Here is a 16,270-nt window from a genome sequence, read left to right as displayed (position 1 = left end):
AGACCGAGCTGTGTCATCGAGGAACTCCGTTAATTCGCGTTCTTCCAGGATAGGCCAACCAGACTTCAACGCCAGGACTTTTGCAGACCGTCCCTAAAACGAATCAACGCATTGAGACCGGGTGACTCATGAAGCGATTCGTTGAAGGCGATGACCGAAAGCAGGTCGCACTACTACTCGAATGCGTGAATGATTACATCGGGCAGGACAACCCAGTCAGGGCGATAGATGCCTTCGTCGACGAACTAAATGGCCGAACTCGGCTTCAACGATACCACGCCAGCGCTCACGGGTCGCCCGTCCTATCATCCTAGCGTGATGCTCAAGATCTATATCTACGGGTATCTGAACCGGATACCGTCCAGCCGGCGTCTTGAGCGCGAGTGCCAGTGCAACGTCGAGATGATGTGGCTGACGGGACGTCTGGCTCCCGACTTCAAGACGATCGCGGACTTTCGCCGCGACAATGGCGTGGCCATTCGCAACGTATGCCGTCGTTTCGTCGAGCTATGTCGCGGACTGTTGCTGCTATCCAGCGACATGGTGGCAATCGACGGCAGCAAGTTCAAGGCCGTGAACAGCCGTGACAGGAACTATACGGCTGGCAAGATCGACAAGCGTCAGCAGCAGATCGAGGAAATCGTTCAGCGATATCTCGACATGATTGAAACCGCAGACCGGATCAGCCCGACAGGTTTCGATGTGAAGACCGTTCGCCTGTACGAGAAGATCGCGCTCTTGCGTCAACGGATGCGTGAGCTCGAGCAGATGAAGGAGCAACTAAAGAAAGAAGCAGACAAGCAGTTGTCGCTTACCGACCCGGATTCCCGCTCCATGACCAGCGGTGGCAAGAGAACCGGTACCGTGGGCTACAACGTCCAGACTGCCGTGGATACAAAGCATCATCTGATCGTCGAACACGGAGTGACGAATATCGGAGACGATCACGGTCAACTCAGCAAGATGGCTTTCCTGGCGAAGAATGCGATGGACAGGCCGAAGCTGAAAGCGCTGGCTGACCGGGGCTACTTCAGCGACCCGGATATCCCCGCGTGCGAACTGGCCGGGATCAAAACGTATGTCCCGAGCCACTTACCTCGGCATCAAGGAAGAAGGGGCTCTTTACCAAGCGCGATTTCATCTACGTTGCAAGGAACGACGAGTATCGGTGCCCCGGTGGCGAGCGCGCCATTCACCGTTTCGAGACCGTCGAGAATGCATTCACGAGTTGTGTGCGCAATCTGTTGACGAAGGCATGCGATAGCGATAAGTAGCCGGCGGCGTCTGAGGAGATCTCATGCCACAGGAAGCGAGCTCAGTTATTGCCCTTCTCAAAGAAAGGCAGCGCGAATGTCTAATACAGGCTCGCGCGTATGATTTGTGGCTTCGTGTGCTGACGCCCATTCGATGGATAACCGTCATATCGGGCGTAGCGCTGCCCGCCATAGCTGGCTTCAAACTGTTGAGAGGCCGTCCTGTGTTTGGCATACCTTGGACGAACGTGAGTGCACCCTAACCTTCACTGCTTCCCTAATTGCTGCGCTCCATACTGCGTTGCACTGTGAACCGCATCAAACCGAGTGTCGCCGTCTACGCCGGAGATTTGCGGCTATGGCCGATGACTTCGAAACCGTATTGTCAGGCGACTAGAAGTCACTGACGAAAAAACAGGCTGATCTAAGCGCGCGTCTTTCACAACTCAAAGAAAACGCGACCGACGATCCCCCTGGATGGTGCTTCGATAAGGCGCGGAGGGATGTGCCATTGACAGCTTCCCGATAGAAGATCTGTTGACTACCCTGCACCGTACTTTTACCAGTGAGCCTTTCCGGCATCAAAATGGTTGGCCGGTTACGGGTAGGGCGCCCTGAGACGACTCGTTCACGCCCGGCCTCCGTTGGATCTTGAGGTCGCGATGTAACTGGCTGACTTGCTGACGGACCGAACGACAGTTTTAAGTTTGTGATCGGTCTTTAAACTCGTGGTGGTCGTACGTCCGAAGTGGGTCGACAAGGGAAGTTCGCGATGAGGCGGGCATTGCAAGCGGTGAGGAGCCGCTCATCTTCCGCACTTGGCAGTCGAACCGAGCCAATCACCGGCCCGTTGACTATCTTCGGTGATCCCCGGTTCGCAACGGGATGTTTTCGCTGCGTGTGTTGCGAGATCGCGACATCGACAGGGGCGAGCAGCATAGTTGCGATTGTCCCGTGGACTGTATTTTCACCTGGTTCCGGCTCCATTTTGTTCCGCCACTTTGCCGGGGTAGATCTGGAGGTAACCTGCCATGACCGCATCGGTAGACCCATGTAAGACGGGCCTGAGCGGCGTCAATGTGACTCCCACCCGGCCCACCATCTGCAGTGCCCGAGCACCCGCAAATAATAATCAGGCATCCAGACTAAACAGGGCTTCAATGCCCTTTGAAGAGATCGAACAGTTCGGCCTCCATCTGCATCATGTCGTGGTCGTGCTTCATGGCCATCTGCGAAACGGACTGCTGGTAGTCCATTTCCATGTGCATCATCTTGTCTTCGATATCCATCGCCTTGGCGCGCTGCGCGTCGGGCAGCTTGTTGATCATTTCCCACGTTGGCGGCGTCAGATAGGTTCCGCTGCGTCCGATGCCTTCGGCGTGAGCCGTTCCAGCAACAAAAGCAAAAGAAGCGACGGCAAGCGCGATTGCGTTCGACGCGGTTTTCATGACGATCTCCAGATCAGTGAAGCAGGGTTTTTTGCTTCGCGATCCGAAGGAATTTCGAATCGCATCTGTTAGTTCGTCTTGAATGCCAATCTGGTTACGCGTCAATCCGGTTGCCGGTCAGAAACCGAACCGGTAATGAGCCTCGTGCTGCGTCGGTAGGTGAGGTAGGCCCAGAGCCAGTCCAGCATGACTTTCGCCCTGTTTGGCCCGCCAGTGAGGAACGCGATGTGCGCGACGCCCCAGAACCACCATGCTGGCGCGCCCCACATGTGTACGGGGCCGATTTCCGCCACCGCGGACTGACGCCCGATCGTCGCCAGGCTTCCGAAGTGCCGGTATCGAAAGGGTGGAGGCGGGCGGCGCCCCGCAAGCTGCGCGTCGATGACGCGCGCGGCGTAGGTTCCTTGCTGTTTGGCGGCGGGCGCCAACCCCGGCACGGCGGCGCCGTTCCAGCCCAGGCTCGAAGCCGTATCGCCAATCGCATAGACGCGTTGAAGCGCTGGAACCGAGAGGTCGTCGTTCACCTTGATGCGTCCCGACCCGTCCTCCGGCTGGTGCAGCCATTTCGCAACCGGAGACGCCGCCACGCCCGCGGCCCAGAGGATGGTGCGGGCAGGAATGCGTTCCTTGCCGAGATCGGCGCCATCCTGATCCACGCCCAGCACCTTGGTATCGAGGCACACCGTGACGCCCAGCGCCCGAAGTGAATGTTCCGCGGCCGCGGACAGCGAAGGCGGAAAAGCAGGCAGAACGCGCGGCCCGGAGTGAACCAGGATGACGCGCGATGTCGACGGATCGATCGTGCGGTACTCCTGGTCCATCCCGTGATGCGCGAGTTCAGCAATCGCGCCGGCGAGCTCGATGCCAGTCGGGCCGCCTCCGACGATGACAAACGTGAGCCACGCGGCACGGGCGGCGTCGTCAGCGGCTGTTTCCGCTTCTTCGAACGCACGTAGCAGCCGGCTTCGTATCGCGGTTGCGTCTTCGATGCTCTTCAGCCCAGGTGCGTACGGCGCCCAGTGATCGTTGCCGAAGTAACTGTGACGTGCGCCCGTTGCCAGCACGAGATAGTCGAATTTCACCCTGTCTGGGCCGATCAGCAATTCGCGGGCAATGGTGTCGACGCCTGTCACGCTTCCAAGCCGCACCTGCACGTTTCGCTGTCCGCGAAAGAGGCTGCGGATCGGTGTCGCGATTTCCCCGGGCGACAACGCGGCCGTCGCGATCTGGTAAAGCAGCGGCTGAAACAGATGATGGTTCCGTCGATCGATGAGCGTGATCCGGCAGCGCGATTTGCATAGCCCGCGAACGGTCGCGATCCCGCCAAAGCCTCCGCCAACCACCACCACGTGCGGACAGTGATCCAATGTGTTGCCTTCGCTGTTCGGGCTGTCGAGCAGCCAGTGAGCGAACAGTCGGTCCACCGACACGATGCCAGGTCCTGTGGCCGCAAACATGAGCAACAGCAGCAGCATGGCCAGCCGGTCGTCCATGGACATGGCGATGCCGGCGAGTGGCACCATCGCGGCATAGATGAGCGTTGCCGGTCGCGCGATGCAACCGGCCGCGATGCAGCCTGCAAGGATCGCGGCAATCCACGATGATGGGTGGACGAACGCTGTTGCCAGACCCGCTCGGGCGGTCTGGCCAAAGAGGGCAAGCGCGAATGCGGAAGCAGGAACCAGAGAGGCTGCGATGCCTGCTCGTGTGATGAGCAGGAGTACTGGCGAAAAATAGCGTTCAATCCGCTCGTAAAATGCGCCGATCAGTCGGAGCGGGCCAAGCGGAGCCCACGCCAGACCTCTCGCCAGCAAAGCATCGAGGGACAAAGGTCCCGGACCCAGCACGATCAGCCACGCAAGCAATGCAAGCGTCGCTCCGCCCGGACCGAGACCGATCGATCCATATCCGTCAACGAGCAGTACGAGCGCGATGGGACGGGTGAGCAGGCCGACGGTCAGCAGCAGAGGTGCGATACCGTGCAGCGCTGCCTCGACGCTGGATGGAGCATGCAGGCCCGCGCCGAGTTGCCCTGCGGTATGGCTCTCCGCCATGGCCATGATCTGATGCACGAGCACGATCTGTCCGAACCAGACGCGCGTTGCAAGCAGCAGCCACGGCATGCAGAGCGCGCGCACGGTCGGCGCGAAGCGGACCATGAGTTTGAGGGCGTTCCGGAGCATACGGCACCATCTCGAGAGCAGTATCCTCGCGTTTTCACGACCGGTTCGCGCGGTCTCCGAGCAGGTAGTCGATCGAAATCGCGCCTGGGCCCCATGCGGCGATGCCGAGCGCCATCGCCGCCCAGGTGATGTGGATCGGCCAACCGTCCGGCACGGTCAGCTCGATGATGCAGGTCATCAGCAGCAATCCGGCAGCGGCGAAGCGTGTGCCGAAGCCGAGCACGAGCAGCACCGGAAACGTGACCTCGCCGCACGCGGACAGGAACGCGAAGATGGCCGGCGCCGGAAACGGATAGGGGCCGCCGGGCAAATGGAGCTTGAATTCGTCGGTGAAGAGATCGATGGCGGTGTCGTTGAGCTGCAGGAAACCGTGCCACTTGAGGATGCCCGATTTCCAGAACGGCACGGCCAGCGCGAGACGGAGCACGAGCTGCACGAACGTCGGTTGCGCGAGCCGTTCGATGAAGCGCCGCGCGCATCCAATCGCGTGCGCGACGTTGCCCGGAAAGGACGGGCTGGAATCTTGTCGAGTCTGCATGATGGTCACACTCCCGGTTGAACGGCGGCGAGCACGCCGGCCGAAATCGTCGCGGCCAGGCTGGCCGGCAGGTCGAAGGTGTCGGTCTCGTCGAAGGCCGCCTGCGCGGCCGCGCCGAGCGGCGCGCCCTCCATGAGCGCGCCGAGAAACGCCGCGCCGCCCGCGGGAAGGCGCGAGACGATCACGTCGTCGGCGGGCCGCGTGACGAGCGCGTCTTCCGCGTCGCTCGAATGCAGCGGGGTGACGGGACCATCCACCCGGTTCATCGCGAAGATCGCGACGGCCGGGTAATGCGAGCGCACGATGCGCGCGGCAGGATGCGGAACGAAGCGCACCTGCGCGAGCGTTTCCGGATCGATGCTCGCGAGCGCATCGGCCGCGAGCGGCGCGGCATCCGCGGCGTGATAGGCATCGAGCCACGCGCGCTCGATGCGCGCCGTATCCGCAAGCCACGGCATGTCGCGCGCGTACTCGTAGGTGTCGATGAACGACGGAAAATCTCGACCGTATTCGAACAGCAGCGGCGACGAAGGCGGGGCAGAGCGCACGTAAAAGCGGGCCATCGCGCGGAAGAACTCGACGCCGGTGATGCGCTGCACAGCGGGGTAGATCGCGGCCAGCGCATCGATGAGACTGACCGTGACGTTGTTGCGATAGACGTTGTAACGCTTGACGACGCCCTTGCCGTGGGCGGCCACCACACCTTCCGGCGCGGCGAGGTTGGGGTTCGTCAGTCCCGGCGCGAAGGTCGACGCGTAGTGGCTCGCGCATTGTTCAGGCTTCATGGTCGACACCCTCCGCGTGAAATGCATCGGACTCCGATACATATCGGGTTGCCTGCTCCGCCACGATCTGCCGCGCCGTCATCGCCTGCGCGCGCAGTTCGGGCCACACCGGTAACTGGCTGTCCCATTCGATCAGCGTCGGCACCGGACCGGTGCGCGCGATCACGTCGCGATAGAGCGCCCACACCTGAGCGGTGACAGGGCTGTCGTGACTATCGATGAGCAGCAGTTGCTGCTCGTCGTCTTGCTGTTCGCTGTAGCCGGCCAGATGAATCTCGCCGACGCATTCGAGCGGAAAATCGGCAAGCCAGGCACGCGGCGAAAAACCGTGATTGACGGCCGAAACGAATACGTTGTTGACGTCGAGCAGCAGCCCGCAGCCCGTGCGCCGTGCAACTTCGCGAATGAACGCGGTCTCGCTCATCGTCGACGACGCGAACGCCACGTAGGTCGACGGATTCTCCAGCAGCATCGGGCGCTTGATGGCTTCCTGCACCTGATCGATGTGTTCGCAGACTTTGTCGAGCGTCTCGCTCGTGTACGGCAGCGGCAGCAGATCGTTGAAGAACGTGCCGCCGTGCGACGACCACGCGAGGTGTTCGGAAACGAACGCGGGTTCGTAGCGCGCAACCAGTTCGCTAAAGCGCGCGAGGTGGCGAGCGTCGAGGCCATCCGGTCCGCCGATCGACATGCATACGCCATGCAGCGAGACCGGATAGCGCTCGCGGATCGCATTCAACGCGCGATGCGGCGGCCCACCCGCGCCCATATAGTTTTCGGCGTGCACCTCGAAGAAGCCGTCCTGTAGTCCGTCTTCGAGAATCGCCGCGAGATGTTCATGCTTGAAGCTCGTGCCGACGAGCCCGGCTGCGCCGGGCGCCGTGCGATCGGAACGGCCGCACGCATGGGTCGCTGCTGACCGGATGGAAGCGTTCATGGCCGTACCGTCTCTCTGGTGGTTGTTGTGTTCAGGACTTCATGGGCGTGAGCGAGCCGTGGCCGCCGCCCGGCACGACGATGTTGGTGCAGGTGCCGCCCTGGACGAACTTCCACGAATTGCCCTGGAAATCGACCGTCGACGTGCCCTGGCAGGTCGTGCCCGGACCGGCGGCGCAGTCGTTTTGCCCCTTCAGCGCGACGCCGAAGCACTTTTCCTTATGCGCGGCGATCGCGGCGCTGGCCTCTTCCTTCGTGAGCGGCGCGGCGTGAGCGAACGAAGCGAACAGGCCTGCAACGGCGCCTGCGAGCAGCGCGGAACTAACGGTGGTCTTTGCGGACATGGAGGTTCTCCAGTGGTTGGGAAAGGTGGTATCCGATGCGGATACACCACCTAATTCGCACGCTGTCCGGCGCCGGTTACAGCCATCGATTTTTTTTCTGGAGAGAAATCGCGACTTGCGAAAACGCAATCTGATTACGAAACTGAAGGGGAGGCCGCGCGGATTCCGCAGCGGCATCCGGAATCGACCACTTACTGAAGGAGGAATCAATGAAGGCAAACCTGCGCCGCGTCGCAGCAACGGCAGTGCTGATCGGTCTGACGATACCGGTCTCCGCCGTTCACGCCCAGCTCGGCAATCTGCTCAACCAGGGCTCCAGCGGTTCGTCACAGGGACTCGGCGGCCTGACAGGCGGAGGCAGCAAATCGTCAGGAAGCCTGGGCGACCTCGGCAACGCGCTGTCCGGTGGTTCGGTGACGTCGAGCAACAGCAGCAACGTTGCGGGCGTGCTGCAGTACTGCATCAAGAACAACTATCTGGGCGGCGACAGTGCTTCGTCCGTCAAGGACTCGCTGATGAGCAAGCTGCCGGGCGGTTCGACGAGTTCCAATAGCAGCTACACCGATGGCGCGAAGGGCATTGTCGACACCGGAAGCGGCCAGAAACTGAGCCTGGGCGGCGATGGAATGAAGCAGCAACTGACCAAACAGATCTGCGACAAGATCCTGGATCAGGGCAAATCGATGCTGTAAGCAGAGTGGCGCGACGACGCCTGGCGGCTTTGCATGCCCTCTCGCGCGAACCGTACCTGCATTCTGCAACCCGGCTGGTTGTCCAGAATTTCCACGGTCGCGTCGTGGATCCTCGCGATCGCTGCCACGAGACTCAGACCCAGGCCGTGGCCAGGAATCGAGTGTTCCAGTTTGCGGCTGCGATAGAACGGTCGCATCACGGCATCGCGCTCGGCCAGCGCGATGCCGGGTCCGCTGTCCGCCACTTCGAGCACCGGCGTGCCGTCGTCCACTTTCACGGACGCGGTGACCGCGCCACCCGCTGGCGTGAATTTCAGCGCGTTGTCGAGCATGTTCTCGATGGCGCCGAACAGCAGATCGAAGTCGCCGGTGACTTCGATCGGCGCGGGTGAATCGAGTGTGAGCGCAATGCTTCGATCTTCCGCGAGCGGCTCGTATAGCTCGACCACGTCGCGCATGACCGTGTGCAGCGCGATCGAATGAAAGCTCGCGCGCCGGCCGCCGGATTCGATCTCGGCAATTCTCAGCAGCGCAGTGAAACGGTTTAGCACGACATCGGATTGCCCGATCGCCGTGTCGATCGCCTGTGCGAATTCGTCGGCGGTCGCTGCGCGTCGGCGGGTACGTTCGAGGCCCGCGCGCAGATGCGTCATCGGTGTACGCAGATCGTGAGCGATGCCGGCGCACACGCCGCGAACCTCGTCGACGAGCCGCTCGATTTCGTCGAGCATCGTGTTGACGATGGTCGCGAGGCGATCCAGATCGTCGCTCGTGCCGCGCGTCGGTAGCCGCCGGTTCAGCTTGCCCGCCATGATTTCTCGCGCGGTTTCGCCGATCACGCCGATCCTGCGGTTCGACAGATGGTTGAGCGCCGCGCCGCATGCGAGCGCGAGCAGACTCGTGAGCGCTACGCCGGCACACAGCGTGGTCAGCAAGGTGCGGTCGAAGCGAAGTATCTCGTCGATCGAATGGCCGACCACGATGCGCCATCCGCTCGTGGTCGGAATGATGATGCCGCGATAGTGCGCGGTCTGCACGTGATCTTCGTTGCGCACCGTATCCGTGTAGTTGAAGGGCTCGCGATCGTGCTCTTTCGGCAGCGTCGACACGTTGCCCGCGAGCCATTTGCCGTTCGCGTCGAACACGCCATATGGACGCGTACTCGCGATGTCCCGGTGGCTCAGCGCGGTGATGGTCGAAATCGCATCGCTACGACCGACCGCGTGGAACTCCGCGAATTCGCCGCGCAGCCGCTCGTCGACTTCGTGCAGCAGGTATCGCCCGGTCAGCCAGTAGAGCAGCGCGAACAGCACGATGGTCGAGCACACGAACACGACCAGCAGCCAGCCGACGCCGCCGCGCAGCCGCGCACTGCGGAACCGGCTAGCGGGACGCATGGATGATGTATCCTGCGTTGCGCACCGTGACGACCATCGCCGAAAGCTGCCCATTGAGGCTCAGCTTGCGACGCAGGTTGCTGATGTGCATATCGATCACATTGGTCTGCGTGCTGGCTTGCTGCACATTCCAGACCGACTCCAGCAGCATCGCGCGCGTGACGATCTCGCCGGCATGTCGCATCAGCATTTCGAGCATGCCGTACTCGCGCGGTTTCAGCTCGATCGTCTGGCCGCCTCGCCTGACCACCCGCGTCTCGGTATCGAGCGTGAGGTCGTCGATCTGCAGTACGGAAGTTTGTGTGTCGCCATGCGTGGCCGCGCGGCGACGCAGCAGCGCATTCACGCGCGCCGTCAGTTCGAGTCCATCGAACGGTTTCACCACGTAATCGTCGCCGCCTGCGCGCAAGCCACGCACACGCTCGTCCACCGCATCGAGCGCGCTCAGGATCAGCACCGGTGTCTCTTTGCCGATGTTGCGCAAGGTCGCGAGAATCGACAGACCGTCGACGTCAGGCAGCATGCGGTCCAGCACCACGGCGTCGAACTCGCCGTTGGTGGCCCGCAGCAGCCCCTGAAATCCGGTGGGTACGCATTCGACTTCGAATCCGTAGTCTTCGAGCGCGGCGGACACTTCCTGGCCGGCGCCAGGATCGTCTTCCACGACCAAGATACAGGGGCGGCTTGCGGACGGACTGCTCATCGGCGGTTCATTTGCCTGCTGGCGATAGCGTAGTTTCGATGTGGGCGAGCTGATCGGGCGAGGTCCAGCCCGTATCGGGCAGCACGGGCGTCCCCTCCAGCGCGACGGCTTGCAGCGCGTCCGGCTTGAGGCCGAGTGCGGCGAGGATCGTCGGCGCGACCTCGGTCGTCGACACCGGCCACGTCACGCTGCGGCCCTGGGCGGCAAGATGCGGATTCGACACCAGCAGCGCGACGTGCACGTCGTCATCGTGAAAGCCGCCGTGCTCGGCGAGTTTGCCATCGTGCGGAGGCGTGAATATGACACCGTCGCGCGATACGACCACGATGTCCGGCGTCCGGCTGTCGGTCGCGGGGTCGGGGAAGCGCAGCGCGAGGCGCTTGCCGCTGATCACATCGGCGATACCGAGCGCGTTCGCATGCGAGCGCAACGCAGCCGTGATCGCGGGCGTCGCGGACCGGTCATGCAGCCAGACCAGCGCGCCGTGGTCGGTGGTGAGCTGTGCGAGCGCGCCCGGCGCAGCGGCATCGATCACCGCGGCGAGACGCGCGTCGTCGATCTTGTCGAGCAGCTGACGGTCGATCGGACCGTTGCCATGCTTGGCGGTCACGATCACGAGGGTGTCGTCGCGCAGATGCTTGCGATCGAGTTCGCTCACGAAGTGATGCAACAACCCGTCCACGTGACCGATCGCGCCGTCGAGGCCGGGCGTCAGCTCGCCGTCCGCGTCACGGTAGCCGTAGATCTTCTGCGCGACGTTGATCGCCTGCAGGTTCAGACCGAACACATTCGGCACGACGCTCGTGGCGCTGCCGTCGTGAGTCAGACCGTCGATCTCGTTGACGATCGCGCGCGCCTTCATGTCGTCGTACTGCTCGGTTTTCGCGAGGGAGCCGGTGATGTCCTTGGGCTTCGCGTCCATCAGGCCTTCGTAGTTCGCGCCGATCTCCGGCAGGAACAGATCGTCGACGCCGTGACCCGATGGCCCTTCCACCAGTTCGTAAGTCGGGTGCTTGTCGATCCACGCGGTGTAGCCGCCGGCGTCATGCACCGCTTCGAACACGGTGTTCACGCGCAGGAATGCATGCGGATAGACCGGCGCGCAACCGTGACGCGGATCGCGCGGCAGCTTCGTCGGGTCGATCGTGTCGTGGCCGTGGCCGTCGTCCATGTCGAGCGATTCGTCGTAGCGCACGCGAGTGCCGGTACGGCTGCAATCGCTGCCTGGCGCGGCGAGATTGCGGTCGTACGAGTCGTCGTAATAGACGCCTGTTGCGGCCGGCGTGCCGCCCGTCACGAGCGCGAGCAGGCCCGGAAACGAATCGGCGGGCATGACGGCGTGCGCGTTCGTATAGTCGATGCCCTGCGCGGCGAGCTGCGCGAGCGTGCTGTCCGGATGCGCGGCGACGAAGCGCGCGAGATCGCCCGCATGTAGACCGTCGACGCTCACCAGCAGCACGTGATGAAAAGGCGCATGGGCAGGCAGCGACGCGGCGGTGGCGATGCTGCCGGTCACGCTTGCCGTTGCAACGGCAAGCGCGGTAGTCAAGGCACGCAGAAGAGGTTTCATTCGTGATTGTCTAGATTGAAGTTGACCCAGAGTTGTTCTGAAAGTGTTTTGCCGACCAGCGCCGGTTCCGGCTTCGGACAGTCCGCGTCGCGTACCGCGGCGAGCGCGGCCCGGTCGAGCAGCGCGACGCCGCTGGAGATCACCACCGTCACGTCGGAGACCACGCCGTCGCGATAGTGGAACGCGACCCGCGTGCGACCGGCGATGCCGGCCATCCGCGCCGACTCGGGGTAGTGCAGCGCGGCTTCGATCGCGGCGCGCAGCGCGCTTTCGAAGCTCGGGCTCGGGCCTGCCGGCGCGGGCGGCGGTGCAACCGGTGCGGGTTGCGGCGCTGCGATTTGCGGCGCGGCGGCGGGCTGTACCGGTGCAGCAGGCGCTACGGGCACCGGCATTGGCCGCGGCGGCACGGCATGTGTGACGTGGTGAAGCGGCTTCACGACCTCATGCGGACGCGGCGGCTGCGGCGCCGGATGCACAGGCTGCGGCACCGGCGGCGCTACAGGCGCAGGCTTCGGCGCAGGAGCAGTGGCGAGCGACAGCAGCGTGGGCGGCCTTTCCGGAGGCGTCTCGACGTGCGGGCGATGGAGTACGACCCATGCGCCCGTCAGCATCGCGAGCTCCACGAAGAGGGCGACCCCTACGGCCGTATACAGACGCCGCTGGTCCGGCGAGAAGCGCGCAGTGGACAACGTCGCCATATCACTTCGCCGCCGGCTGCGCCGCGAGCGCAACCTGTGAGACACCCGCGGCGCGGCACGCATCCATCGCGGTCACGAGGTACTGCAACCGCGCGCCGCTTGCGCCCGCAATCGTCACCACCGTATGCGCCGGATCAGGCTCTGCCGCAAGCATCGCCGTGAGCTGCGCCGAAGTGAGCGAGCGACCGTCGACCGACAACGTGCCGTCGTCGGTGAGCGTCACCGTGACCTTCGGCGGCGGCAGCGTCTGCGCGGTGGAACTGGACGGCAGACGCGTGGCGAGCCCGGCGTTCGGAATCATGTGCAGCGTGATCATGATGAAGAACACCAGCAGGAAGAACATGATGTCGATCATCGGGATGATCTCGATGCGGGCCTTGCGCGCTTCGAAGTACTTCATCGTCACGCTCCCTGCGTCGCGAGCTTGGCGGGCACCTGGCGCAGCGTGTCGCGCGGCTGCGCAACCGGCTCGCAGGCGATGCCGGCCATCCGGTTGACGAGCGCGACCTTGAGCGTTTCGAGGCCGTGCACGACGAGCCGCACGCGGTTGTGCAGTCCGTTGAAGAACAGCAGACCGATCATCGCGACCAGGAGACCCGACGCGGTCGCGACCAGCGCCTCGGCCACGCCGCCCGTCACCTGGGTCGGTGCGTTGCCAGGGTTCGACAGCACCTGGAACGCGTGGAACATGCCGACGATGGTGCCGAAGAGACCCAGCAGCGGCGCAAGCGTGACGATCGTATCGAGCACCCAGAGAAAGCGGTCGATGCGCGGCGCTTCGCGCATGATCGCCTCGTCGAGCGATGCGGTGAGTTCGTCGCGGCCGCGCTCGCCGTTAAGCCGCGCGGCGAGCGAGAGAATGCGCCCGACGGGCAGATCGCGATGACGCGTCGCGAGCAACGACAACGCGGCCGTATCCACGTGATCGAGACGGTCGAGCTGATCGAGCACCGCGCGGCCGCTGGCGGCCACGCGCTGCAGGAACCAGGTCCGCTCGACGATCACGGTCAGCGCGACGAGCAGCATGGCCGCGATGACGTACAGCACGCCGCCCGAATCGCTCGCGAGGTGCATCAGGGTGTCGGCAGTCATGGAAACGAACTCCAGTCAGAGGTTAGAAATCGGTGGACACCGTTCCGATGACGGCGCGTCCGGGGATGGTCCAGTAGAGCGGCGTGTTGTCGGCGGCGGTGTAGCCCGCGAGCGCGTCGATGCTGGTGCGGTTGAAGATGTTGTCGATCTCGAGGCCAAAACGCGTGTTGTGCATCCACGATGTCGGCGACTTGATCGTGTACGCGGCGGCGAGATTGGTGACCGCGAAGCCGCCGATCGGCTGGGTGTCGCCGGTATCGCCGAACTGATGACCGACGAACTTCGTGATCAGCGAGCCGTGCAGCGGGCCGCGGTCGTAGATCACGCCGAGCGCGGCCGTCATCTTCGGCGCGTTCGGCATCCAGTCGCCGGTGCTGTCCTGCTTCGCCGAGTTGAACGTCAGGTTGCCGTACAGGCTGAAGCCGTAGCCCGCGTAGAACGTGCCTTCGGATTCGAAGCCCTTGTAGACGGCGCCGCCCGCGTTCGAGAAGATCGTGTTGCCGCCGACGCTCGTGCTCGTCACCGCGTTGCGGAAGTTGATGTAGTAGAGATCCGCCGACAGCGTGAAGCGATTCGTCTTGTACGTCGTGCCGATCTGATAGTTGTCGGTCTGCTCGGGGGCGGGCTGACCGGACGCGGACGGATTCGTCACGTAGAACACGTTCAGGTTCGGCGCGAGAAAGCCCTGTGCGTACTGCGCGTAGGCGCTCCAGCTCGGGTTGATCTGCTCGTGCACGGTGAGCGATGGCAGCGCCTTGGTCCACGTATGGCTGTAGTCCACCGGTACACCGGACTTCTGGTCGAGCGGCGAATCGATGCTGCGCTCGAACGACACGTACTTGACGCCCGGCGTGATCGTGAGACCGTACGGCAGCTTCCACGCGTACTGCAGATACGGCTCGAACGTGAGCAACGTATCGTGCATCGTGAAGTTGAGCTGCTCGAGCGCGAAGTTCAGCGTGTCGTCCACGTTCATGTTGTCGCGGAAATTTGACTGGTGCGTGAGCCATCCGCCCAATTCCAGCGTGCCCGGTCCGAGCTCGCGCTGCGCGTCGAACACGTCGCCGACCGCGCGATAGTTGTTCGCCATCTGCGTGCCCGGCACGTCGTTGGCGCCGAACGTCGTGCCGTTCGGCGTCTCGCCGTTCGGGTCCACCGCGTTGAAGCCGTCGTGGTAATAGCCGTACGTGTACAGCTTGTTGTCGAACTTCCAGCCCCATTGCTGCGTCTGCAGGCCGATGTATTCGAAGTCTGTGTTGATGCGGTCGAAGTTGTAGCCGTAGAAGGACTGACTCGCCGGATCGCCGTTGAGCCCGAAGTTGGGCCCGAACTGATGGATCTGCGCGGCCGTCGCGCCGAGCGACGTGTTCTGGTAAATGCGGTTGTAGTCCGCGTAGAACGTCAGCAGCGTATTGTCGCCAAGCGGCTTTTCGAGCTTGAAATAGACGTTGTCGCGGCGTTGACCGACGTCGTTCAGGTAGCCGTCCGAGCTCGAATGGTCATAGCCGACCACCGCGCGCGCATCGCCCCATTGCTGCATGTCGCCCGTATTGAACTGCGCGCCGCTCAGCCACGTGTTCCAGCTGCCGTACGAGCCCAGCACCGAAAAGGCCGGCGTGAGTGACGGCTCGATCGAGGTGACCGCGACGGTTCCGCCGAACGTCGCGAAGCCGATCTGCGAGGCGTCGCCCGGGCCGCGGTCCACCGAGATGCTGCCGATGTTCTGCGAGTTGAAGAACGATGTCGAATGGTGCGTGAAGTCGTTCGAATCGCCGAACGGAATGCCGTCGAACGTGACGTTGTACTGGCCGTCCTGAAAGCCGCGAATGCTCAGGCTCTGCGTTTCCATCAGGCCCGGGCCGTTCGGCGTGATGCTCGACACGCTCGGCGCGATTTGCAGGATGTCGCTGTAGTTCGACGTCGGTGCCGTGCTGTTCTGGATATAGTTCCGGTTGATGATCGACTTCGGTTCGGTCGCGGTGAGCGAACCCTGCGTCGGCGCCTGCGCCGGAGCCGTTTGCGTGCTGGTTGCCGTCGCGCTGTCGCTTCCCGTCGATGTGGTGGCGGTGCTTTGCACGGAGCCGAGATCGCCGGTCGATTGCGCGAAGGTCAGGGGTGCGCCCGTCGCGCACAGCGAAGCCAGAATGAGATGAGTGAGCGGCTTTCTGCGGAGCCGCGTCGGTGCGTGTGTCATCCGTAGGTGTCCTTGTTTTCGATTAACCATGTGGTGAGTGACGCGGCAATCGTAGTAACAAGGAATTAATCAATCGTGATGGGCGTCTTACGAAGTTAAGCGGGGAGGCGTGCTGTCAGTTGCCTTACCGCGGCGTGCATGACCACGCATGCCAGGCAACACGGATTTCAAGGCGGGAGATGGTGGGGAGGAAAGATGTCAGCCTGAAGGCGGGAGGCTTACGTTTGTCTGGGCCGGTGCGGTCGCCTCGAATCTCGCGGCAACCTTAAGACTGCCTTAACTTGCTAAAATTATTTTATTGCGAAATAATCGGCGCCTTGAAGGGATCGAATATTCGCCGTTAGGGAAGCGCTGATCAATGAGCCCGCCGCCGGTGATCCCGCGCATACGGCTCGCGATTTTTGAAACGGGAAGCCCGTCGAGACATATTTTGGGTA

General features: G+C 63.0%; 14 protein-coding genes and 1 pseudogene. 2 read left to right on the top strand and 13 right to left on the bottom strand.

Translation table 11 applies throughout. From position 1 onward, the window contains the following. Positions 1 to 128: 128 nt before the first annotated feature. A pseudogene (locus DVS29_RS35930) lies at positions 129 to 1,217 on the top strand (IS1182 family transposase); the annotation flags it as partial. A 1,193-nt stretch (positions 1,218 to 2,410) separates the two neighbouring features. Here DVS29_RS35930 and DVS29_RS35925 read toward each other — a convergent pair. The 6 genes from DVS29_RS35925 to DVS29_RS35900 all read right to left on the bottom strand — a co-directional run bounded on the left by DVS29_RS35925 (position 2,411) and on the right by DVS29_RS35900 (position 7,487). Next, positions 2,411 to 2,701 carry a hypothetical protein gene (locus tag DVS29_RS35925; protein WP_118185976.1) on the bottom strand — a complete coding sequence of 97 codons (291 nt, stop codon included), beginning with the start codon at positions 2,699 to 2,701 and terminating at the stop codon, positions 2,411 to 2,413. Positions 2,702 to 2,802: 101 nt separating this feature from the next. After that, positions 2,803 to 4,884 carry an FAD-dependent oxidoreductase gene (locus DVS29_RS35920; RefSeq protein WP_118185974.1) on the bottom strand — a complete coding sequence of 694 codons (2,082 nt, stop codon included), beginning with the start codon at positions 4,882 to 4,884 and terminating at the stop codon, positions 2,803 to 2,805. 34 nt (positions 4,885 to 4,918) lie between these two features. Next, a complete protein-coding gene (locus DVS29_RS35915; protein WP_118185978.1) occupies positions 4,919 to 5,422 on the bottom strand; it encodes a DoxX family protein in 504 nt (167 codons plus the stop codon). 5 nt (positions 5,423 to 5,427) lie between these two features. Then, positions 5,428 to 6,207: an HvfC/BufC N-terminal domain-containing protein gene (locus DVS29_RS35910; protein ID WP_118185972.1), complete on the bottom strand. Its 780-nt coding sequence runs from the start codon at positions 6,205 to 6,207 to the stop codon at positions 5,428 to 5,430. Next, positions 6,197 to 7,144, bottom strand: a complete 948-nt coding sequence (gene bufB / locus DVS29_RS35905) for an MNIO family bufferin maturase (RefSeq protein ID WP_118185970.1) — start codon at positions 7,142 to 7,144, stop codon at positions 6,197 to 6,199. Before bufB ends, DVS29_RS35910 begins: the two co-directional genes overlap by 11 nt. Before the next feature lie 31 nt (positions 7,145 to 7,175). Next, complete coding sequence (locus DVS29_RS35900) at positions 7,176 to 7,487, bottom strand: BufA1 family periplasmic bufferin-type metallophore (RefSeq protein WP_118185968.1); 312 nt, start codon at positions 7,485 to 7,487, stop codon at positions 7,176 to 7,178. Between the two features lie 209 nt (positions 7,488 to 7,696). Here DVS29_RS35900 and DVS29_RS35895 point away from each other — a divergent pair, with 209 nt between their 5' ends. Continuing rightward, positions 7,697 to 8,179: a DUF2501 domain-containing protein gene (locus DVS29_RS35895; protein WP_118185966.1), complete on the top strand. Its 483-nt coding sequence runs from the start codon at positions 7,697 to 7,699 to the stop codon at positions 8,177 to 8,179. Here the strand turns inward: DVS29_RS35895 and DVS29_RS35890 are convergent. The 7 genes from DVS29_RS35890 to DVS29_RS35860 are packed head-to-tail and all read right to left on the bottom strand — an operon-like array spanning position 8,158 to position 15,833. Then, positions 8,158 to 9,576 carry a sensor histidine kinase gene (locus DVS29_RS35890; RefSeq protein WP_164708076.1) on the bottom strand — a complete coding sequence of 473 codons (1,419 nt, stop codon included), beginning with the start codon at positions 9,574 to 9,576 and terminating at the stop codon, positions 8,158 to 8,160. The genes DVS29_RS35895 and DVS29_RS35890 overlap by 22 nt on opposite strands. Then, positions 9,563 to 10,279 (bottom strand): response regulator transcription factor, encoded by a 717-nt coding sequence (locus tag DVS29_RS35885; RefSeq protein ID WP_118185962.1) that lies wholly within the window; start codon positions 10,277 to 10,279, stop codon positions 9,563 to 9,565. Before DVS29_RS35885 ends, DVS29_RS35890 begins: the two co-directional genes overlap by 14 nt. Positions 10,280 to 10,286: 7 nt before the next feature. Continuing rightward, the gene (locus tag DVS29_RS35880) at positions 10,287 to 11,849 is read right to left on the bottom strand and encodes an alkaline phosphatase family protein (RefSeq protein ID WP_118185960.1); all 1,563 of its coding nucleotides are present in this window, start codon (positions 11,847 to 11,849) and stop codon (positions 10,287 to 10,289) included. Further along, positions 11,846 to 12,547: a TonB family protein gene (locus DVS29_RS35875; protein ID WP_118185958.1), complete on the bottom strand. Its 702-nt coding sequence runs from the start codon at positions 12,545 to 12,547 to the stop codon at positions 11,846 to 11,848. The genes DVS29_RS35880 and DVS29_RS35875 overlap by 4 nt, the downstream gene beginning before the upstream one ends. A 1-nt stretch (position 12,548) precedes the next feature. Continuing rightward, a complete protein-coding gene (locus DVS29_RS35870) occupies positions 12,549 to 12,947 on the bottom strand; it encodes an ExbD/TolR family protein (RefSeq protein WP_118185956.1) in 399 nt (132 codons plus the stop codon). Positions 12,948 to 12,949: 2 nt separating this feature from the next. Further along, a complete protein-coding gene (locus DVS29_RS35865; protein WP_118185954.1) occupies positions 12,950 to 13,639 on the bottom strand; it encodes a MotA/TolQ/ExbB proton channel family protein in 690 nt (229 codons plus the stop codon). Positions 13,640 to 13,661: 22 nt separating this feature from the next. Further along, positions 13,662 to 15,833 carry a TonB-dependent receptor gene (locus DVS29_RS35860; RefSeq protein ID WP_164708075.1) on the bottom strand — a complete coding sequence of 724 codons (2,172 nt, stop codon included), beginning with the start codon at positions 15,831 to 15,833 and terminating at the stop codon, positions 13,662 to 13,664. Positions 15,834 to 16,270: the final 437 nt, after the last annotated feature.

It is taken from the genome of Paraburkholderia phosphatilytica (genome assembly GCF_003443895.1).
Taxonomy (GTDB): Bacteria; Pseudomonadota; Gammaproteobacteria; order Burkholderiales; family Burkholderiaceae; genus Paraburkholderia; species Paraburkholderia phosphatilytica.
This window is presented reverse-complemented; position numbering and strand designations above follow the sequence as displayed.